Annotated in this window: 14 protein-coding genes; 8 read left to right on the forward strand and 6 right to left on the reverse strand. The window is 32.6% G+C overall.

Annotation, left to right across the window (positions count from 1 at the left end; translation table 11 throughout):
- The first annotated feature begins 137 nt into the window (after nucleotides 1–137).
- A complete protein-coding gene (locus FF52_RS00250) occupies nucleotides 138–1,280 on the forward strand; it encodes a hypothetical protein (RefSeq protein ID WP_008461963.1) in 1,143 nt (380 codons plus the stop codon).
- A gap of 187 nt (nucleotides 1,281–1,467) precedes the next feature.
- The gene (locus FF52_RS00255; RefSeq protein ID WP_008461966.1) at nucleotides 1,468–2,109 is read left to right on the forward strand and encodes a hypothetical protein; all 642 of its coding nucleotides are present in this window, start codon (nucleotides 1,468–1,470) and stop codon (nucleotides 2,107–2,109) included.
- Between the two features lie 141 nt (nucleotides 2,110–2,250).
- Here FF52_RS00255 and FF52_RS00260 read toward each other — a convergent pair whose 3' ends face one another.
- On the reverse strand, nucleotides 2,251–3,171 hold the full coding sequence (locus tag FF52_RS00260) for a bifunctional helix-turn-helix transcriptional regulator/GNAT family N-acetyltransferase (RefSeq protein ID WP_008461969.1): 921 nt from the start codon (nucleotides 3,169–3,171) through the stop codon (nucleotides 2,251–2,253).
- Between the two features lie 460 nt (nucleotides 3,172–3,631).
- Between FF52_RS00260 and FF52_RS00265 the strand changes: the two genes are divergently transcribed.
- The 5 genes from FF52_RS00265 to FF52_RS00285 all read left to right on the forward strand — a co-directional run bounded on the left by FF52_RS00265 (nucleotide 3,632) and on the right by FF52_RS00285 (nucleotide 12,278).
- On the forward strand, nucleotides 3,632–4,189 hold the full coding sequence (locus FF52_RS00265; RefSeq protein ID WP_008461970.1) for an RNA polymerase sigma-70 factor: 558 nt from the start codon (nucleotides 3,632–3,634) through the stop codon (nucleotides 4,187–4,189).
- A gap of 113 nt (nucleotides 4,190–4,302) precedes the next feature.
- A complete protein-coding gene (locus FF52_RS00270; protein ID WP_008461972.1) occupies nucleotides 4,303–5,223 on the forward strand; it encodes a FecR family protein in 921 nt (306 codons plus the stop codon).
- Between the two features lie 69 nt (nucleotides 5,224–5,292).
- Nucleotides 5,293–8,661 (forward strand): TonB-dependent receptor, encoded by a 3,369-nt coding sequence (locus FF52_RS00275; RefSeq protein ID WP_008461974.1) that lies wholly within the window; start codon nucleotides 5,293–5,295, stop codon nucleotides 8,659–8,661.
- Nucleotides 8,662–8,680: 19 nt separating this feature from the next.
- On the forward strand, nucleotides 8,681–10,216 hold the full coding sequence (locus FF52_RS00280) for a RagB/SusD family nutrient uptake outer membrane protein (protein WP_008461976.1): 1,536 nt from the start codon (nucleotides 8,681–8,683) through the stop codon (nucleotides 10,214–10,216).
- 244 nt (nucleotides 10,217–10,460) lie between these two features.
- Complete coding sequence (locus FF52_RS00285) at nucleotides 10,461–12,278, forward strand: alkaline phosphatase (RefSeq protein WP_008461977.1); 1,818 nt, start codon at nucleotides 10,461–10,463, stop codon at nucleotides 12,276–12,278.
- Nucleotides 12,279–12,587: 309 nt separating this feature from the next.
- On the opposite strand, the gene FF52_RS00290 is transcribed toward FF52_RS00285, so the two are convergent.
- Entirely contained in the window at nucleotides 12,588–14,192 is a 1,605-nt protein-coding gene (locus FF52_RS00290; protein WP_008461979.1) for a class I SAM-dependent methyltransferase, read from the reverse strand.
- 219 nt (nucleotides 14,193–14,411) lie between these two features.
- Here FF52_RS00290 and FF52_RS00295 point away from each other — a divergent pair, with 219 nt between their 5' ends.
- Nucleotides 14,412–15,320: a COG2958 family protein gene (locus FF52_RS00295; RefSeq protein WP_008461982.1), complete on the forward strand. Its 909-nt coding sequence runs from the start codon at nucleotides 14,412–14,414 to the stop codon at nucleotides 15,318–15,320.
- A 71-nt stretch (nucleotides 15,321–15,391) separates the two neighbouring features.
- Here the strand turns inward: FF52_RS00295 and FF52_RS00300 are convergent, their stop codons facing one another.
- From FF52_RS00300 to FF52_RS23825, 4 genes are read right to left on the reverse strand one after another with little or no spacing between them, the layout of a single operon-like run.
- Nucleotides 15,392–17,002 carry a type I restriction-modification system subunit M gene (locus FF52_RS00300; RefSeq protein WP_008461983.1) on the reverse strand — a complete coding sequence of 537 codons (1,611 nt, stop codon included), beginning with the start codon at nucleotides 17,000–17,002 and terminating at the stop codon, nucleotides 15,392–15,394.
- Nucleotides 17,003–17,005: 3 nt separating this feature from the next.
- Nucleotides 17,006–18,079 carry an AAA family ATPase gene (locus tag FF52_RS00305; RefSeq protein ID WP_008461985.1) on the reverse strand — a complete coding sequence of 358 codons (1,074 nt, stop codon included), beginning with the start codon at nucleotides 18,077–18,079 and terminating at the stop codon, nucleotides 17,006–17,008.
- A gap of 3 nt (nucleotides 18,080–18,082) precedes the next feature.
- Nucleotides 18,083–19,318, reverse strand: a complete 1,236-nt coding sequence (locus FF52_RS23305; RefSeq protein WP_008461986.1) for a restriction endonuclease subunit S — start codon at nucleotides 19,316–19,318, stop codon at nucleotides 18,083–18,085.
- Nucleotides 19,311–20,837 (reverse strand): type I restriction endonuclease subunit R, EcoR124 family, encoded by a 1,527-nt coding sequence (locus tag FF52_RS23825; RefSeq protein WP_416371842.1) that lies wholly within the window; start codon nucleotides 20,835–20,837, stop codon nucleotides 19,311–19,313. Before FF52_RS23825 ends, FF52_RS23305 begins: the two co-directional genes overlap by 8 nt.
- Nucleotides 20,838–20,841: the final 4 nt, after the last annotated feature.

Below are 20,841 nucleotides of genomic sequence, written 5' to 3' on the forward strand. Positions count from 1 at the left end.
CGAATTAATAGCATTATAAAAAGCGCAAAAGTATTTTTAACTTTTGCGCTTTTTTGATTTAATAATATTGTTTTTTGGAAATTTAAAAGTGTATTTTCGTACAAAAAAGCAAATATTAAAGCTTAAACAATTAAAAGATGATAAAATTATATTTAAACGTTATGAGTGGTATTATTTATAGATCAGTAATTTTTGGATTACTACTAATTATACTTGGTTGCAAAAATGAAGGCAAAAATGAAGAAAAAAAGGATAGTGTTACAAGCAAAACACTTAATATTAATGATATAAAATTAATTACAATAAAAGATACTTTGTTTCTCAATGAAAACACAGATCAATTTGGAGATGAATGGAGAAAATATCAAAACTATAAGGAAAGTTTTACTGAATTATTAGTAAAACATAAAAAATTTGACAGGGAAACTTCTACGAAGTATAGAGAGTTTCATTATGGAGATAATGAGGAATTGATTAAAAATTCAATTGTTTTTGGCCGAATTAAACTAAATGAGAAGTTTAACACAATTATACTATTTACAACGGATTTTTATATATTGTTAAATTACAATGAAAAGGGTGAACTAATTGATTTTCTTGATTTGTCCAAATACAACCAGCTGTTTTGCAGATGTATGCCAAAACTTTTTATTGATTCTAAAGGAATAATAAATTGCTATATTGAATCTGGCGCACCTTATTATCCTTATGTTTTGTACAACGTAAATAATCAAGGCAAATTTGAAATAATAAAAAAATATACGCCTCTAGATCAAAAAAATATGTCAGATGCTGATCGATTTCAATATATAATAAAAAAAACTGATTTGTTAAAAGACATAGAAAATCTTAGGTTAGATATCGGCCCAAATGATCCAATTTTTTCAAGATCAACCTTGTTAAATATTGATGAAATTAAAAGGATATTTTTTTCAAAAAGCAAATTTTCACAAGGTTATTATAATAGTCTGTTAGAAGTCCTTAAAATTAAGCAGAAAGATGATGCAGGCATATATATTTATGGAAAAATGTTAAGTGGTGATAAGACATTATTAATTGCTTATCCAGAAATGATAGATGATTTATGTGTCATATTTATCTTAAATTCAAAAAATGAGATTACTGATTTAAAAATATTTAATACCGTACATGATGAAGAGGAAGTGACTTTACAGAAGATAGATGAAACGCAGATTTTGTTAGGACCAATAATAACCTCTGATGGCTCATTTAAAAATTTTATCTTAAGAAACAATGGTAAATTTATTGAGGAAGAATAAATTTTCACTAACAATTGCAGTTACCATATGTGAAAAAATATTTCTCTAAGTTGCTAAGTATAATTTTTTAGTTTTAAGTTGTATTCTCATTTACAAAATATTATGCTAAGAAGTTTTATTTGGGCACTATTTTTACTTGTAATTTCATGCAAAAAAAGATCATTTAAGACGCAATAATTAATCTATTTTGAAAAAAAGTAATGAAAAAAATGGTATAGTATTTTGTTTTTTATTCCTTTCACTTATTGGATGTAAAGAGCAGAAAAAAGAACAAAAAGTAGAACAAAAAGCAGAAACTTCCGTTGACAGTAAAGTGTCTGTTGTGCAAAATGATAGTTTGGATAATTTAATTGGAAAATATGAGTATAAAAATACTGATACTCCAGATGAAAGTCTCCTTTTGATATTTAAAAAAGTAGATATTAAAACGATCCCTAATTTTGAAGGCTATTCTTGGCAAGAGAAAAATGAAAAAGGAGAAAATATTGATGTTACTTTGTCAGGAATATTTTATGGAAATACAGATTTGTTTGGCGAGGCTAGAGAAGGATATAAACCAGGATTTTTTGTTGGAACAATACAGAGTGAGCCTTTAGAGAATAATGTTGTGAAAGTTAATATAAATATAGCTTCTTCAGATATTTTAGAAAAACCAATTTATCCACCAATTCAATCTACTCAAGAAGCTTTAAAAAGTGGGAATAAAAAATGGGAAGTAACAGAGCTTGAAATTAACAGGGAATTGATTTTTGAAATAAAAAGTTCTAACAAACTTGTTTTGAAATCTGATTTAGGTTCGGATGATAAAATTTTCAAAAAGATTAAATAAATTTTATAAAGATAAAATAGAATGTTTTCTATAATTGAATACTGAATTAAATGCAGTTACAATGAGGGATATAGAAAGCGCAAAAGTTAGAAGACTTTTGCGCTTTTTATATTTTAATAAAAAACAAAAATATCATACTGCTTAGTAAAGCCTTAAATCATACCGCTCCTCATAAAACGTTTTTCCCCATTCCTGAACTTCCTCCGATTTCGTAAGTTCAAATCCCATCATTTTATACATTCGAAGCGCTTTGTCTTGCATGTTTGTCGTAAGCAGGAAAACATTTTTAAACTTTTTCTCTTTGCTAAAATCTACAGCTTCAGTCAATAATCTTTTGCCAATTCCAAGGCCTCTAAAAGCAGAATCCAGAAGAAACCACCTCAGTTGGGCTTCTTCGTTTGGCTGATGCACAATGGCAACACATCCCACAATTTTATTATTGTATTCTGCCATCCAAATTCGGTCATTTTCTGGGGAATATTTTTCTAAGAAATCGTAAAAAGTCTTGATCACATATTTCTCAAAATCAGTCGAAAAATTATATTCTTTGCCATAAATCGCGCCGTGTAGATGAATAATGTAGCCAATATCTCCAGGCGTGATTTCATGGCGATATGCGATATCTTCTCGAGCTATTTTATTTTCTGTCAGCAGATTTCTAACCGTATTCATTGAATCGACTAAAATTTCTTTTTCAGAATTGTTTAGTTTTTCAATTTTACCTTCAATCTTGTTTTCAGATTTGGTGTTTAAAACAGCCAATAATTCTTTTCCTGTATTAGAAAGTTTAATATTGAAAGCGCGTTTATCTTCTTCTGAAGCAACTCTTTCTATTAAGTTTTCTTTTAAAAAACGTTTTAAAATTCGGCTTAAGTATCCTTTATCCAGATTTAGAATTTCAGTGATTTTTTGTGCTGTTATGGTTTTGCTTTCGCTGATTTCATACAAGATTCGTATTTCTGTTAAAGAATATTCGCTATCTAAATAATGTTGACTTAAGATATCTAAATGTGCCGTATAAAATCGGTTGAAACTTCTGATTTTTGAAGTTGTAGTATTCATGATTAAAATAGTGTATTGTTGAGGTACAAATATATAAATTTAGTTGCTTTTGTCAACTAGTTTTTGATTTTTATTTTTTTTTTGAAAGAATTTTGAAAAGAATAAACCCATCTTAATGCATTCTCATTAATTATTTGTTAAGCACTTTTTCTGCTTTTTATAAGAGAAAGATTGTTATACCAAACAAAGTATTTCATTTTTTACGCGAAATACTGCAAACCCTTATTTTTCAGTTGGCTTTTGACTTCAAATGTTAATAATATGTTTCGTTTTAGAAAGGTTTTATTAATGTAAACGTAACCTAATCGACCTACCCTCAGCTTTAATTTTGGAGACATATAAGAAGAAACCAATACTTTGTATATGCCATTTTTAAAACAGCACGATCATTATCAAGACGAAATCAGAAAAAGTGTTTTGGCTAGCACTTTTAATTTGATTAATCATAAAATAATGAATCATGTATAAGAAGTTTACAGACGAAGAACTTGTCGAATTATTAAAATCAGGCAAGGATAAAGCTTTTGATGAACTTTATTTTAGATATCGAGACCTGCTCGTTCGATTCGTATATCTGCGAATGAAATCGATCGCCATTTCAGAAGAAATTGTGCAGGAAGTTTTTACCTCTATTTGGGAAAGACGCAAAATAATTGTAATCCAGAAAAGTTTTGCGGCGTACATCTACACTTCGGTTCGCTACATGACTTTAGACTATATAAAATCGCACGAGGTTACCGATCAATACATTCAAGAAGTTTTAAAAAAAAATACGGTTTCGCAAACCAGTTATAATGCGATCGAAGATTCTATTTATTACGATGAGTTGCAAAAAGCGGTTGACGAAGCAGCATCATTACTTCCTAAAAAATCAAAAGAGGTTTTTATTCTCAGCCGCATAAAACATTACACCAATAAAGAAATCGCCGAAGAATTGAATGTTTCGATCGAAACAGTAAAATACCACATTACGTATGCGCTGAAATTTATGCGCACTTATTTGGGCGAATTCAATTAAAAGTAAACTTCAGATTAAGAACCCAACTTTTTTCTTAACAGAAGCGTAACCTTTTGCGCCTACCTAAAATTGCAATTCCCAAGACATACTATTAAAGACATAAAGAAATTATAATGCCTGAAAATTCAAATAACGAAATCAAAAATTTTTTAGAAGGAAAGTATTCTCCGAAAGGACAAGAGATGTGGAATAAATGGTACGACCGTACAGATGATTTTTTTGATAATATGGAAGTGGTTCAATCGGATCGCTCAAAACTGAAAAAAGAATTAAGACAAATAAAGAATACCAATAAAGTTATTTCACTTCAATATAAAAACTGGGCTGTTGCGGCTTCTTTGGTTTTCCTTGTTGGATTATCAGTGTTTTTTTGCGCAACATCCAATACTATTGAAAGCAAGGAATTTGCAGTAAAACTAGGCGAACATGCTCAGATAAAATTAAGTGACGGAACACAAATCTGGCTAAATGCGGGAAGTATTCTTAAATATCCGAAGGAATTTAAAGGCGATACAAGAGAAGTGTATTTATGCGGAGAAGCTTTTTTTGATGTAGCCAAAGACAAGAAACATCCTTTTATTATTCATACCAATAAAATGGATGCCAAAGTTCTCGGAACCAGTTTTAATGTTCAAGCTTATCCTGATCAGACCACGCAAGAAGTTTCGGTGGCAACTGGAAGAGTAAATGTGAAATCGACTGTCACAGACGAGAATGTATATGTAACTCCAGGTCAGAAAGTGGTTTTTAAATCTCAAGATAATAAGCTTCAGGCTTTTAAGGATATTCCGGTAAATACTATTTCGCTATGGCGTAAAAACATTATGGTTTTTGAAGAAACACCTTTGGCAGAAGTTGTAGCCACGATCAATCGCAATTATAACGTTTCGATCGAAGTCAAAAACAAGAATTTAAACGATTTAAAGATTAGCGCTTATTTTAAAGAACTTCCTGCCGATCAGGTAATTGGATTGGTGTGCAACATCATCAACGCTCAATACAAAATGGATTCTGGAGTTTATAAAATCGAATAATTCTTTAAGCAATAAAAATAAAACTACGTAGCAACTATAAACAAAACAATTACACTAAATCTAAAAACTATGAATGAAAAACAAATGCGGTATGCCAGCATAAGGACAATAGGAGCAAAATTATTCCTGTTTATGACTTTGTTTTTTGCTGCACTAACAGTAAAAGCCGGGAATGTTGACATTAACAAAAGAGTCACTTTAAAAGTTGATAATGAGAGTATAAAAAATATATTTCAAAAAATTGAAAATCAGGTTGATGTGCATTTTATGTACGAAAGCAGCCAAGTAAACGCCAATCAGAAATTAAGTTTAAAACTGAATAATGTAACGCTGGAACAAGCGTTGGATAAAATTTGCGGCAATGTGCTTCGATATGAGATTGTGAGCAACAATATTGTAATCAAGAAAAATCAGAAAGTTGCTTCTGCAGATCAGAATAAAATTATTGTTTCAGGAACTGTTTTTGGAGGAGACGATAATATGCCATTGCCGGGAGTTGGAATTAAAGATAAAGGTTCAGACGCAGCAACAGCAACAGATTTTGACGGAACATTTAAATTGGAAGTAAATGCTTCTGAAGCCACGCTTATTTTTTCTTATGTGGGTTATGTAACGCAAGAAGTAAAAGTAACGAGTTCACAAAATATTACTGTAAAATTGGCAGCTGACGTAAAACAGCTTCAAGAAGTTGTAGTAATGGGTTACGGTAGCGTAAAAAAGAATGAAGTTTTAGGAGCCGTTGGTTCTGTTTCTATGAAAGAAACTTCAAGCAGAACCTACAATAACGCCGCTGAATTATTGCAAGGAACAGTTGCCGGAGTTACCGTAATCAACGATGGCGGTGACCCGACTGCATCGCCAACAATCAACATTCGTGGTATTGGATCTTTGAACGCTGAAACGCCTTTAATTGTTTTAGACGGAATCATTTATAGCGGATCATTAAACACTATAAATCCAAATGATATTGCATCGATAAACGTTTTGAAAGATGCAGCTTCTGCAGCAATTTATGGAGCGAGAGCTTCTGGTGGAGTAATTTTAATTACTTCTAAAAAAGGAATTTCAGACAAAATTAATGTGAATGTAAACTACCAAGGAGGTTTTCAGAATGTAGCCAAAAAATTAGAGGTTTTAAATGCTGCAGAATATGCTGATGCAATGAATCTTGCAAGAGACAATGCAGGTTTGCCAAGAATTCCAGCTTTCGATCCTGCATTTGAACCAACAGCAAGAACAACAAAAACCAACTGGATGGATGAAATTTTCCGTACAGGAGAAATTCAAGATTTGTCGCTTTCGGTAAACGGAAAAACAGAAAAATCTAATTTCTTTCTTTCTGGAAGTTACAGAAAAAACGAAGGTATTTTGCTAAATACTTATGGAGAACGCTACACAGTAAGAGCAAACTCTTCTTTCAAATTGGCAGATAATTTCACCATTGGAGAAAATTTATCGTATTCCTTAACTGATGGTCAGACGGCTAATACTTCAAGTTCATATACAGGAGCAATTCAGGCAGCGATTTTATATCCGCCAAACGCAACAATTTACAGAGAAGATGGTTCGGGCCAATTTGGTGGTGTTCCAGAAAAATATGTTGGTTCTTACGGAGACGTTATCAATCCGGTGGCGTATTTGAAAAGATTAAACAATAAAAATCCAATTTCTACCATTTTGATCAATCCGTATGCAGAATGGGAAATTGTTCCGGGTTTAAAAGTAAAATCGAATTGGGGATATACCAGAATTCAGGACAATGCGACAGATTTTACAGTAAAGGTTACTGAACCAGGAAAAATATTCGATTTCAACAGATTGACGTTGAAAAACTCAACAGTTACCGATTTATTGAGCGAGCAAACCATTTCTTATGAGAAATCATTCGGAAAACACAATTTAAAAGCTTTGGCTGGATATACGTATCAAGAAACGAAAAGAGATTTCTACACAGTTGAAGGAACTGGATTTGATAACGAAGATCCATCACAGCGTTATTTATTGAATGCAAAATTAATTCAGCAGACAGCAGCAGGAAGATCAGATGAAATTATCTCTTCTTATGTGGGAAGAATTAATTACGATTTCAATCAGAAATATTTAATCTCCGGAATTGTTCGTCGTGACGGAACTTCAAAATTATTAGAAAATAATCGTTGGAAAGTATATCCTTCAGTTTCTGCAGGTTGGTTAATTTCTGAAGAAAATTTCATGAAAGGTATTGAGCCAATCATCAGCAATTTGAAACTTCGTGCAAGCTGGGGACAAATTGGAAACTTAGGAAACCTTGGCCCATACCAATTTAGTGTGCCTTTAGTTCAAACTCAAGCTTTAATTGGCGCTGTGCCATCAATCAATTATGGTTATGCTGAAAGCGAATTATCAAACCCGAATTTAAAATGGGAAAGTTCTGAACAGACTAATATCGGTTTAGATTTTACCATGTTAAATAACACTTTAGTAGGATCTGTTGATGCCTACGTCAAGAAAAACAAAGACATGTTGGTTCGTGATCAATTGCCTGGAGTTTCTGGAACTCCGCAAGGAAGAATTGTAAACTCGGGAGATGTAGAAAATAAAGGAATCGAGGTGAGTTTAACCTATCAAAAAACTCGTGGCGAATTTAAATTTGATGTAACGGCAAATGCGGGTTTCTTAAGCAATAGAATTGTTTCTATTAAAGATGATTTGAATTCACTAGAACCTCTAGGTTTAAGCAGAGTTCGTAGTTTACCATTAGCCAATATTTACCAAGTTGGAAGCCCAGTTGGAGCTTTCTACGGATATGCTACTGATGGATTATTCCAAAGCAATGATGAGGTGAAAGCGTATGTAAACAAAAATGGTGTGATGTATCAGCCAAATGCGGTTGCAGGAGATATTAAATTTAAAGATGAAAACGGCGACGGCGTAATCAACAACAGCGATAGGGTGGTTCTAGGAAGTCCTTTCCCAAAAACAACTTATAGTTTGAATGCCAATTTCAGATACAAAGGATTTGATATGAATATTTTCTTCACAGGTGCTGCAGGAAACAGTGTTTTCAATGCTGTAAAACATACAGGTTTAAATGCTTCTTTTCCTGGTTACAACTTATTGGCAGATTCGAAAGATGCTTGGTCGCCAACAAACACCAATACAAATGTTCCGGTTTTATCGTCAACAGATAACAATAACAACTTCGGACGTATTTCTGATTTGTACATTGAAGATGCTTCTTTCTTAAGATTGAAAAACGTTTCGCTTGGTTATACAATAAAAGAAAGCTGGCTGAACGGAAAAGCAAAATTGAGATTCTTTATTTCTGGACAAAACTTATTTACAATCACGAAATATTCTGGAATGGATCCTGAAGTTGGTCTTAAAAACTTCGGAATGGATTTAGGACGTTATCCGCTTTCTCGTATTTACATGACAGGTGTTAACGCAACTTTTTAAAAAATAAAAAACAATTAAAATGAAAAAAATAAGTCTTTTATTATTGAGTTTTGTGCTTTTGGTAAGCACATCGGCTTGCGAAAGCGAACTTGATGTTGTACCACAAGGAGCTCCGTCAAGCGGAAATTTCTGGAAAACGCCAGCAGATGCAAAAGCAGGAGTAAATGCAATCTACGCTTTGTATTCTGATGATAATATGTACGGTCGTGGTTTCTTTTGGCTAAATAATGCCAGCGATGATATCGGTACAAAGCCAAGACAAAATGCAGAAAGAATCAAAAACTTTATTGTAGACGGATCAGAATCGGATACTAAAGATATCTGGAGAATTCACTACGAAATTATGAAGCGTTGCAACGACGTGATTCGTAATATTCCAAATATTGCTTTGGATGAAAAAACAAGAAACGGAATGTTAGGAGAAGCTTATTTTAATCACGCTGTAATGCATTTAGAATTGGCTTATCATTACGGAGACGATCGTGCAGGAATTCCAATTCAAGACAGGGCAAACCCGACAAATGTTTATGTGCCTCGTGCTAAAAATGTAGCCGAAAATTACGCTTACATTGCAGCAGATTTAATCAAAGCAGCAGATTTATTGCCTTATTTCGATCAGCTTACACCAGACAATCGCGGACGCGCTCACAAAACTGCGGCTTGGGCATATTTGGTTCGTACGTATTTATATGCAAAAGATTGGGACAATGCCATCAAATATGCCAATATGATTGTGGCTAGCGGAAAGCACAAGTTATTGGACAATTTTGAAGATGTATTTAAAATCAGCAACAATTGGTCCTCAGAGTATATCTGGTCTGTAACTTCAAGTGCAGAAAATACTTCTTTAGGCTCTATTTTTCCTGGAGTTTGTCTAGAAGATAAAGGTTGGGGAGTTTACAACGGATGGGGAAATTTCTATCCGACAAAAGAATTATTTGATGCTTATGCTCCAAACGATAAAAGACGTAGTGCGACAATTTTACAAAAAGGAGACAAATTTGTTTATTTCGGAGAAACAGTAACTTTTAATGAAGGAAATCACGTAGTAAGTTCAAGTAACAGAACGGGTTATCAGTTTAAAAAATACATGGAGCCGTTCAGTTATCCAAAAACAACATCGGGAGGAGTAGATATTCGTTATGTAAATGCAAACGGAGACAAACCTTCAACAGCTTTAAATGTGCCTCTTTTACGTTATGCTGATGTGATTTTAATGTTAGCGGAAGCGAAATTAATGAAAGGCCAAAATGCAGATACAGAAATCAATATGATTCGTCACCGTGCAGGTCTTGCAGATATTTCTGGAGCTACAATGGTCGATTTAAAAAGAGAAAGAAGATGCGAACTGGCAGGCGAGTGGACAGACCGCCATTTTGATTTAGTGCGTTGGGGAGATGCAAAGGAAACTTACGCAAAACCATTGCACCATTATAACGGAAGCGTTATTTATCCTGCTCGTAATTTCAATCCTGCAATTCATCATGTGTGGCCAATACCGCCAGATGAAATTGCAGTAAGTAAAGGAGCGTTGACTCAAAACCAAGGCTGGTAATAAAAAATTTTGTTGTGTTTTTTTTGTTTTTTACGCTGCAGTCTTAGTCAGGAGACTGCAGTTGTAAAAAATAAAGTTTGTCATTTTGAGGAATGACAAGATTACTTTTTGCTATGTGCATTTAAACAAGTGAAACGCCTTTACACATAAAGAAAAGCTATGTTTCTATGTGTTAAAAAATAAATAGCTTAAACCCATTTCTAATAAAGTCACCTACAGCTTTAAAAGAATAAAATCACTTTCGATGAAAAAAATAATCACCCTTTTTAGCCTTCAATTTTGCTTGTTCGCTCAAGCGCAAGAATACAGTTCGTCCAACATTCATTCGCATAACGATTATGAAAGTAAGTTACCATTCTACGGAGCTTATTCTAACGAAACAGGCGTTATAGAAGCCGATGTTTTTTTAGTAAATAATGAGCTGTTTGTAGCTCACACTTCTAAAGAAATTGCTCCTCACAATACATTGAAAAGTCTGTATTTAGAACCGCTTTCTGCTAAATTAAAAACGTTGGAAGGGAAAGCATATCCAAGTAATAAGCCATTGATTTTAATGATTGATATAAAGTCGGATGCCGATTCGACTCTAAAAGCAATTACACAGCAGTTAAAGACTTTTCCAGATATTATTTCGAATAAAAACATAAAAGTGGTTATTTCTGGAAATAGACCTTTACCATCGCTTTGGGCAACGTATCCAGATTTTATTTATTTTGACGGAAGGCTGAATGAAAGCTATACTCCAGATCAATTGGCGAGAGTTGAAATGATTAGTGAAGATTTGCATCAAATCACAGTTTGGAACGGAAAAGGTGTTTTGACGCAGCCCGATTCTGAAAAAATTCAGGCCATTATCAAAAAAGTCCACGATCAAAACAAAAAGATAAGATTCTGGGCCACTCAAGACAACGTGAATACATATATGACTTTGATGAATTTAAAAGTTGACTTTATCGGAACGGATAAAGTAGCCGAACTGACTGAATTTATAAATAATATTAAAACGACATTTTACCAGAATACAGAATTTCATCAAGCTTATGTTCCTAAAAATGTTTTCAAGAATAAGCGTCCAAAAAACGTTATTCTCTTAATTGGAGACGGAATGGGATTAGCGCAAATCTATTCAGGTTATACGGCAAACAAAGGGCAATTGAATTTGTTTAACATTCCAACTCAAGGATTTTCAATCACAAAATCTTCAGATAGTTATATTACAGATTCTGCTGCAGGCGCAACAGCAATGGCTACGGGACATAAAACCAATAACCGTTTTATAAGTGTTGATGAAAACAGAAGACCTCTTGAATTGATTACACAGCAATTGGCAAAGAAAAACTATAAAACGGCCATTATTTCTGCTGGAAATATTACCGATGCAACTCCAGCGGCGTTTTATGCACATCAGCCAGAAAGAAGTTTAAGCGAGCCAATTGCAAATGATTTTCTTTCGAATCCGTCAGATATTTTAATAGGAGGAGGGCAGAAAGAATTTATTTCCAGAAAAGATGGAAAAGATTTGTCTAAAATCTTAATTGAAAAGGGTTATACTTTCTCAGATAAATTTGCGAGTTTGGATACGATTAAAAATAACAAATTTGTAGTTTTAGAAGATGCAGCCGTGGTTTCTATGAAAAACGGAAGAGGAGATTTTCTAACCAAATCCTTAACGAAAGCGACAACTACTTTTTCAAAAACAAAAAATCCGTTTTTTATAATGGGTGAAGGCGCTCAAATCGATTACGGCGGACACCAAAACAATGTAGAATATGTGGTGAGAGAAATGCTGGATTTTGACAAATTGGTTGGCCAGGTAATGGAATTTGTAGATAAAAATCCGGAAACTTTGCTAATCGTAACTGCAGATCACGAAACGGGCGGATTATCTCTAATTGACGGAAGCATTGAAAAAGGATATGTTCATGGAAGTTTCAGTACAAACGATCATACAGCAATTCCAGTTCCTGTTTTTGCTTATGGACCAGGTTCTGAAAAATTCATGGGTGTGTATCAGAATACAGCGATTTATGACAAAATTATGGAGTTGATTGGAGGGAAATGATTTGTTTTCAATTGATATAAAATTCAAAAAGGAGCGCCTAAAAAGACAGCTCCTTTTTGATTTCAGAAATATATCGCTCCGCTGTAGCTTTTTAATCGTTGTCTTTGAATTTTTTTCTATAAATATTTCGCTCTTCCAGAGCTTGAAAACGTTTTTCAAATCCCAATGAAACAATATATTAGCTTTACAATGTGTCTTAGGAAAGTCCCAGAGGGACGAAATATTTATAGAAATAGAATTGCGGTTTAAGAAAGAGCCCCAGCGGGGTGAAATATAGTATTTCGGTTAATTTTAAACGTTACATTTTATTTATTTTCCTTTCAACAAATTAATGCTAACTGTTGCTGTATCTGCGTCTGGAAATCGCTTGAAAATGGATTTGTCTGGAAATAATCCTGCTTCTGCCGCGATTGTATTAAAAACATCAATTTCGACAATATATTGGTCTGAAAATCCGTGAGTAGCATCATAAGCAGTTGCAGGAGTTCTGCCTAGATTATTGGCTGTTAATTTAGGATTTATGGTATGAAGTTCAATCAGAAGCAAACCAAATTTGTGTACATAAGGGGACCATTTTTGCAGATGTTCCAAAAGATTGTCTTCAACTAGATTATTGCTAATTCTTTTTCCTCGATATGCAAATGCACCAGTTGAGGTACTGACTCTGTTTTTGCTAATATGTTTCGGATCTTGCCAAATTCTGTTGTGATCCAAAAATGTCCTTACATTCAGAAGATCTTTCAAGTCAATATTATAATTTTCTTTCAAATCATTGGCAAGTAAATCTGGACGTCCGATATCACCCCAGATTACTTTTGCCCAAATATCTGCATTGATAAGATTGGCTCTGGTTACTTTCAAAGCGGTTTGATTGTAATCGGCACCAACTAGAAACAGCGGATATTCGTCGAGCATTTTTCCCCTTAAAGTTTGTCTGTCAATTACTTCAAAAATGTGCTGTAGAAAAGCGCCATTTCCGCAACCCATATCTAGGATTCCTTTTGGCTGTTCGTCAATAGGGAGATTGAAAAGTTTGATCAGAATTTCGTCAACCACTTTAAAATAAGTGTCGTGAGCGCCACCGCTTCCCCAAACGTTCATTTCACGATCTACATGAAGTTCGTTTTCACCTTCAGCTGTTCTTAAAATATCTGGATTGCCAAAAATTAATTCTTCGATTTTGGCAAAAGTTGGCAAGTAAGAAACCGTAACGCCATAAGCGCTGGCTCTTTTAGCAAAAAACAAACCAGCTTCAGTAAACTGATAATTGCCATTTTTTTCCAAAAACCACCCCAGATGAACAAAAAAGTCTAATATCTTTTTAAAATTTTCAGGTGATTTATGAAATTCTTCGGGTCTGAAAGAAGTTTCCATAAAATACTTGTGAAACATTCCATTCATTGCCAAACGAACAATGGTCGGGCCAATCAGATAACCTTCAATATGTTTTAAAATCTGTTCTTGAATGCTGTTTTTCAGTGGATTTTCTGAAGGTTCAACTCCGTATCTTTTTTTATATTTTTCGAAGATAATATTGAGTTTTTCAAAAGGAACATCTTCAAACAAACGCGGATGAAACTGAATAGACAATTGTAACAAACTCACCACATCTTCATAGAGATAAAACAGTGAAAAAGCTGTTTTTGTTTTTTCGTTTACTGAAATTGTGACTTTCTGCTTTTGGTTATCAACCTCATAATCCAGAAAACCCTGAGAAGCCAAAACTCGCAACGCGACATTCAGATAACCTTCGTTGGCTTTAAAAGCGGCTGTAAGCTCAGATAAAGTGAGCTTTTCTTTGCTTAATATAAATTCTAAAACCGATTTGTTTTTGAATGCTATCGCTACAGGAGCTGTAACTAATCCGTCAAGATGTCTGAAAATGGAACCTAAAAGCTGAGATTTATCGTTCATAATGCAAAGAATGAAGGTTAGTTTAAAAATAGTGATTTTTTTCTTACTTGCTACATGTTGTTGTCGCTTGTTGAGGATTTGTTTTTTGGATAGGCCTGAATAAAGTTGCCAGAAAAATCAAGTGTGTATCTTAATAAAAAACGAACGGCAATATTTTAATATTTTCCTTACATTAGCCAATAATAGCAGAGGTTGCATAACAAACTATAATTTATAAAAATGACATTTCTTGAATTAGCAGAATCAGTTTTAAAAGAAGAAAAGAGACCTTTAACTTCGTCAGAAATATGGAATATAGCTGTCAAAAAAGAATATGATAAAGAATTGAATTCTCAAGGTAAAACACCATGGGCAACTTTAGGTGCTCTCATTTATGTTAATGCAAAGGATAATCCTAGAACAATTTTCGGTAAAACTGACTCTAGACCTAAAAAGTTTTATTTAAAATCAATGGCAAGTAGTCTTAATCTTGAAGATCATACTATTCCAGAAGATTTACTTCCAGTTAAAAAGAAAAAGTTTAATTACTTAGAGAAAGATCTTCATAAAATTTTGACCTATTTTGCTTATTATCATATGCATTGTTATACCAAAACCATAAAACATCATATATCCAATAAAAAAGAGTTTGGAGAATGGGTGCATCCTGATATGGTTGGTTGTTATTTTCGTATGCAGGATTGGAAAAAGGAAGTAAATGATTTTAGTAATGCAATAGGAGTAAGGTCGATTGTTTTGTATTCTTTTGAATTAAAAAGAGAATTGAATTTTACGAATTTAAGAGAAAGCTTTTTTCAATGTGTTTCAAATTCTTCGTGGGCAAATGAATCTTATTTGGTGGCTGCCAGAATTTCTGAAGATGAAGATTTTTTTAATGAATTGTCTAGATTGTCTGCTTCTTTTGGTATTGGAGTTATAGAATTGGATGTCGAAGATCCGCATTCTTCAGAGATTATTATTCCAGCTAAGTACAAGAAAAATCTGGACTTAGAAACTATAAATAAATTGGCGATGAACAATGATTTTAAGGATTTTATAGAAACTGTGAAAATTGATCTTACCAGTACAAAAATCCATAGTAAAGAATATGATTTTGTAGAAGATATTGAAAATTTAAAATTAAAGTAATTTATATTTAGTGTGAAGTTTTAGAAAACTTCACACTAAATATTATTTAAAATAAACTGTTTTTAGATTTATTAAATCAAAGGAAGACCTAATTCTTTTAGGAATTCATTGTGTTTATTTGTTGCTTCTTCTATCCTTTTATTAATGTCGATAAGTTTTTGGTTAACTTCTTTCAAATCAATTTTTTCTTCTTCGATAGAAGTATTTACATAACGAGAAATATTTAAATTGTATCCTTGATTTGCAATTTCTTCCATTGATACTCTACGCGAATATCTCGGCAGCTCATTTCTGTATTTATAAGTATCAATGATTTTTTCGAAATGCTCTTCGCTAAGTGTATTTTGTCTTTTGCCTTTTTCAAAATGATCGCTAGCGTTGATAAAAAGAACATCATCTTCTTTCTTACACTTTTTAAGAACGATAATACAAACTGGAATACCTGTAGAATAAAACAAATTTGAAGGTAAACCAATAACGGTATCGATATTGTTATCTTTCAATAATTTGGTTCTGATTCTTTCTTCTGCTCCTCCGCGGAATAATACCCCGTGAGGCAAAATAATAGCCATTGTTCCGTTTTGACTTAAGAAATGAAAACCATGTAATAGAAAAGCAAAATCGGCTGCTGATTTAGGCGCTAAACCATAACTTTTAAAACGAAAATCTTCTGCCATTGCCTCATTAGGTTCCCAACGCAAACTAAAAGGCGGATTGGCAACAATAGCATCAAACTCAATTTTTTTAGCAGGATTCATTTCGTTTAAATCATCCCATTGATTGAGTAAAGTATCGCCGTGAAATATTTCAAATTCAGTATCTTTCATGCCGTGTAAAAGCATGTTCATACGAGCTAAGTTGTAAGTCGTAATGTTTTTTTCCTGACCGTATATTTTTCCAACATTTCCACCATTTTCTTTAATGCGTTTCCTAACATTAAGTAACAACGAACCTGAACCACTTGCAAAGTCTAATACTCTTTCTAACTTGCTTTTTGGTCCCGTTGTAGGATCTTGACTGTCTAAAGTTACAATTTCAGAAAGTATAGAAGATATTTGTTGTGGCGTATAGAACTCTCCTGCCTTTTTTCCAGAACCAGCTGCAAATTGACCAATTAAATATTCGTAAGCGTCTCCTAAAGTATCAGAATCTGTGCTGAAATCTTTAATTCCTTCTGAAATTTTCTGAATAATAACACAAAGTTTACTATTTCTATCTGGATGAGTTTTACCTAATTTTTCAGAATTTAAATTGATTTCAGAAAATAAACCTTGAAAGGCATTTCCAAACGATTGATTTTCTATATAATCAAATCCTCTATTTAATGTCTCAAGTAATTCGTTATTTTGAGTACGAGCCATTTCTGTTATACTGCTCCACAAATACTTGGGCTCAATAACATAATGGATTTTTCTTCGCATTTGTTTTTCAAAATCAACTACATCTGCTTCATTGGCTTTGTACCAAACACTCAAAGGATTTCTATTGTCGTTTTCTGATAATTGTGGATAATCTCTGCCTAATTCTTTTTTAGCAGATTCTTCATAATTAGCAGATAAATATCTAAGAAAAAGAAATGACAGCATATAATCACGAAAATCATCTGCATTCATTGCGCCTCGTAAATTATCTGCAATATCCCAAAGGGTTTTACCCAGCTGTTGTTGTTCTTTTTTTGTCATTTTTTAAAATTTGAAATTGTATCTGATTACTAACTTTTCAAATACTTCATTAAATACCTTTGCCTGCTCTTCGTTCATTTCGCTTATTTGAGGAGCAAAAACTCTTGTATGAGATAATGAATTAATCATCATTATTGTATCTTCAGGTTTTTCGACCTTTATTTCTTGTAACAACAATTTTATTTGGCTTGTGCCAATAAACGAAGTAATGTTTTCTAATAATTGTCGTAAAAGAACAAAATGAAAAGTATAGAGCTCATTTGAATTTTTTGCTTCTGATAATACTTGTAAAAGATGTAGATGAAAAAGAAATACTTCCTTATTAAATGGTTTTAATTCTAATTCATCTTTTTGCTTCTTAAGCATAAAATACTTTGAATTCTTTTTGTATTTATCGCTTTTCTCTCCCTTGCTTAATCGATCAAACAATATAGAAAACAATCCTATATGGTGAGTTGTTACAATTATTTGTTTTTTAGGAAACGTATCATCAATTAACTTTGTTATAGATTCTGCAGTCAAAAATATATTGTGATCATCCATACTTGAAACAGGATCATCAATGAAGAAATGTGCATCTTGTACACCTGTCCAAGAATCAGTTTCAAATAGGGCTACAAAAAAACACCAGATAAAAATTCTTTCTTCACCTCTTGATATCTTTATTGGATCAGTATTTTCATCATCTAAATAAAAAGTTACCGAATGAATGCCTTTTTCTCTATCTCCATCTTCATAAAGATTTAAATTGAATTTATATCTAGGATGATATAGAGATAATGTTTCTTCTAATATTTCTGTATCCAGTAGTAATGAATGAAATTGATTCAATGAACTTGATACAATGTCCAGTTTTATGTTTTCATTATCATGTGCTTCATCATTGTCCCAAACAAACAAATCCTCACTAAAAGCATTATAATAAACTCCTGCGTGCTTTCCATCTTCAGGATTTTTCGTTATATTTTTATATTCAACAGATAATCTGGTTTTTCCTGTTGCATTAAAAGCATATACAATGATAATTTTTTCCTTTGTATCTTTTAATTCCTGAGCTATTTCTGTTAATGTACTCATACTTTAATTTCTTGCTTTAGGAAACAAACCTTGCATTAATCCTTTCTTATGTGATTTCAGTTGTTCTGTTTTGTTACTTTGCTCTTTAATTAGATTATCTAAAAAAGAAAGTGTATCGGCTATTCTTTGCTGTTCTTTTTTGTTTTCAGGGTAACAGAGTTTGAAATTTTCTAAATCTCCTTTAGAAAAACCTTTAATTGATGTACCTTGCGTTAATGATTGTAAAAGATTTTTATTCTCAATAAAATAATACCCTATAAAATAATTCAAAACTCTTTCTGGAATAAAATTTGTAAAATCTTGGCTAGTACAAACTTCTTCATTATTTATTGCTAATTTTCCAACCCCAACTCTGGAAATAAAAAGTACACTGCCTTTTGGAATTATCTTAGTTGCTGATTCTTTAATTGAATTTTCATTAATAAATCTTGTAATTGAAATATTGTGTATGTCATCTTCATTTACATCAGAACTTGAAATCCATGGAATATTTCCTTTCCAATATTCTGGATTTGATCTTTCGGGAGTTCCACCACCTAAAAATGTCCCTAAATTTCCTAGAATTTCTTCTTCCCACTCTCCATCTTTCTCAAACTCCTTAAATCTTAACTTCGGTACTTTTTCACCTTCTTGAGGAAAAAGATTTTGCATCAATCCTTTTTTGTACGTTTTTAAAGTTTCTAATTTATCTGTATGAGCTGTTATTAATTCATCTAATGAAGAAAGACAATCTGCAATTTTTTTTTGTTCAGTTGGTTTTTCTGGAAAAGGAATAGATAACGATTTTACAATATCACCAGAAAGATTTCCTTGTCCTCCTTGTACGAACTTTGAAATAATCCAATTCTTTCTGTACGTTAAGTAATTATGCGTAAAAACATTGCTGAATTCAGATTTTAAACATAATACAGCTTGATTTATTGCACCATTAATTTTAGATATTGCAGAATCACCACTATTTGCTCCATAAAGAGCTACTAGTAAATCTCCTTTTTCTACAATTTTGGCAGATGAGTTTTTGAGTCCTAAATCAGATAAAAATAATTCCGTTTTTTCCTTATTTATTTCTGCGGAACGAATAAAAGGGATATTACCATTATAATATTCCTTTTCAGAAGTGTTTGGTGTTCCACCACTGAATGAATTAAAAATATTTCCTATTAATTTTTCTTCCCATTTATCATTTACAAACTCAGGAAATCGTAGTTCAGGAATCAATTTATTTGTTTCTTTATTCATAAGCCGTAAGTCCAGAAATTTCTTGCCCTTGGGCTTGTTTTTTTAATAATGGTATTAAGTCGGTCATAAGAGCTTGTTCTTTTACGCTTCGCTCTTTCCAGTTCAGTTCTAAAGGTTCTAACAAATCAGTTAATTTTTCACCATCAAAAATCAATCGGCTTAAAATATTTTCTACAAAAGCTTTTAAATCGGCTGTTTGTAAATTGTGCGAAGAAGCAATTTTAGCTAAAGCTTTATCATTTTTTGCAGCTTTAAAAGTTTGATAGCCTTTGCGTAGTTTTTCTACATCTTGTCCAGTGTTCCAATCTAAACTATTGATATAATCGGTTAAATCTTCCTGTTCTTCCATTAAATTGGCAGTAGAAGTCAACAAGCTAATAATTTCCTGCTTCGTCATTTTTTGTTTAGACGGTTTCATCTGCAAGTTATCTGCTACCAAATTCATGATATAATCGTAATCAATCAAGGCAGAGGCAAACAATACAAATTCAAAATCCAATTGCTGGATATCTTCTGGAGCATTATTGCCGTCTTTGTCTTGTATGGCTTTAAATTGTCTGGCTGTTTCTAAATATGAACTTCTAAACGATTGCAAAAGATCTGTTGGCAAAATGCTTTCTATTGCTTCTTTTTGTGTTTCGTTTAAATCAGTATATTGATCTAATTGTGTTTTTAGTTTCTGTACTTCTTTAAAGTTTTTTACAAAAGCAATTTTAGCGCTGTCGCCTCTCAAATTATACACTGCTGAAGGCTCACACACCAAATTGTTTTCTTCCATAAAATACCCCAGAGCCTCTACCGCTTTTTTGTATTCTTCGATAACGACAGGAGCAGGATCTACCATCCAGATTTTAATGGCTTTGTCTTTGTTTTCACCAGAAAATAAAGTAATTGCTTGATTTACTTGTTCCTGTTGCGAACGGAAATCTAGAATGTTTCCGTATGGTTTAGTGTCATTCAATACACGATTGGTTCGTGAAAAAGCCTGAATTAATCCATGATATTTTAAATTTTTATCTACGTATAAAGTATTCAAAAATTTAGAATCAAAACCAGTAAGCAACATGTCTACTACAATAGTGATATCTATTCTTTCTTTGCGTGAGAGTGCCCACTTTTGGTCTTTGATACGTTTTTGTACATCCTGATAATAACCATCAAATTCATTAATATTGTGGTTGCTTCCAAATTGTTTATTATAATCGTCAATAATTTCAATTAAAGCCTTTTTCTTTTCTTCAGGATTTACTTGATTATCATATTTCTCTTGCTGTAAATCTTCTTGCAATTGTTTAATATCATCAGCATTTTTTTGATCTCCTTCTTTTGCCATTAATTGAGCAGGTGGAGAGAAAACACAAACAATATTTAGAGGAACATAATCTTCGTCCTCTTGTTTCTTTTTTTGCTGGGTTTGCTTAAATAAACGATAATATTCAATAGCATTATTAATAGAAGCCGTTGCTAAAACCGCATTGAATTTTCTGTGGTTTGTTGCGGCATCGTGTTTTTCTAAAATGGCA

Source organism: Flavobacterium sp. F52 (assembly GCF_000278705.1).
In the GTDB taxonomy this organism is placed as follows: domain Bacteria; phylum Bacteroidota; class Bacteroidia; order Flavobacteriales; family Flavobacteriaceae; genus Flavobacterium; species Flavobacterium anhuiense.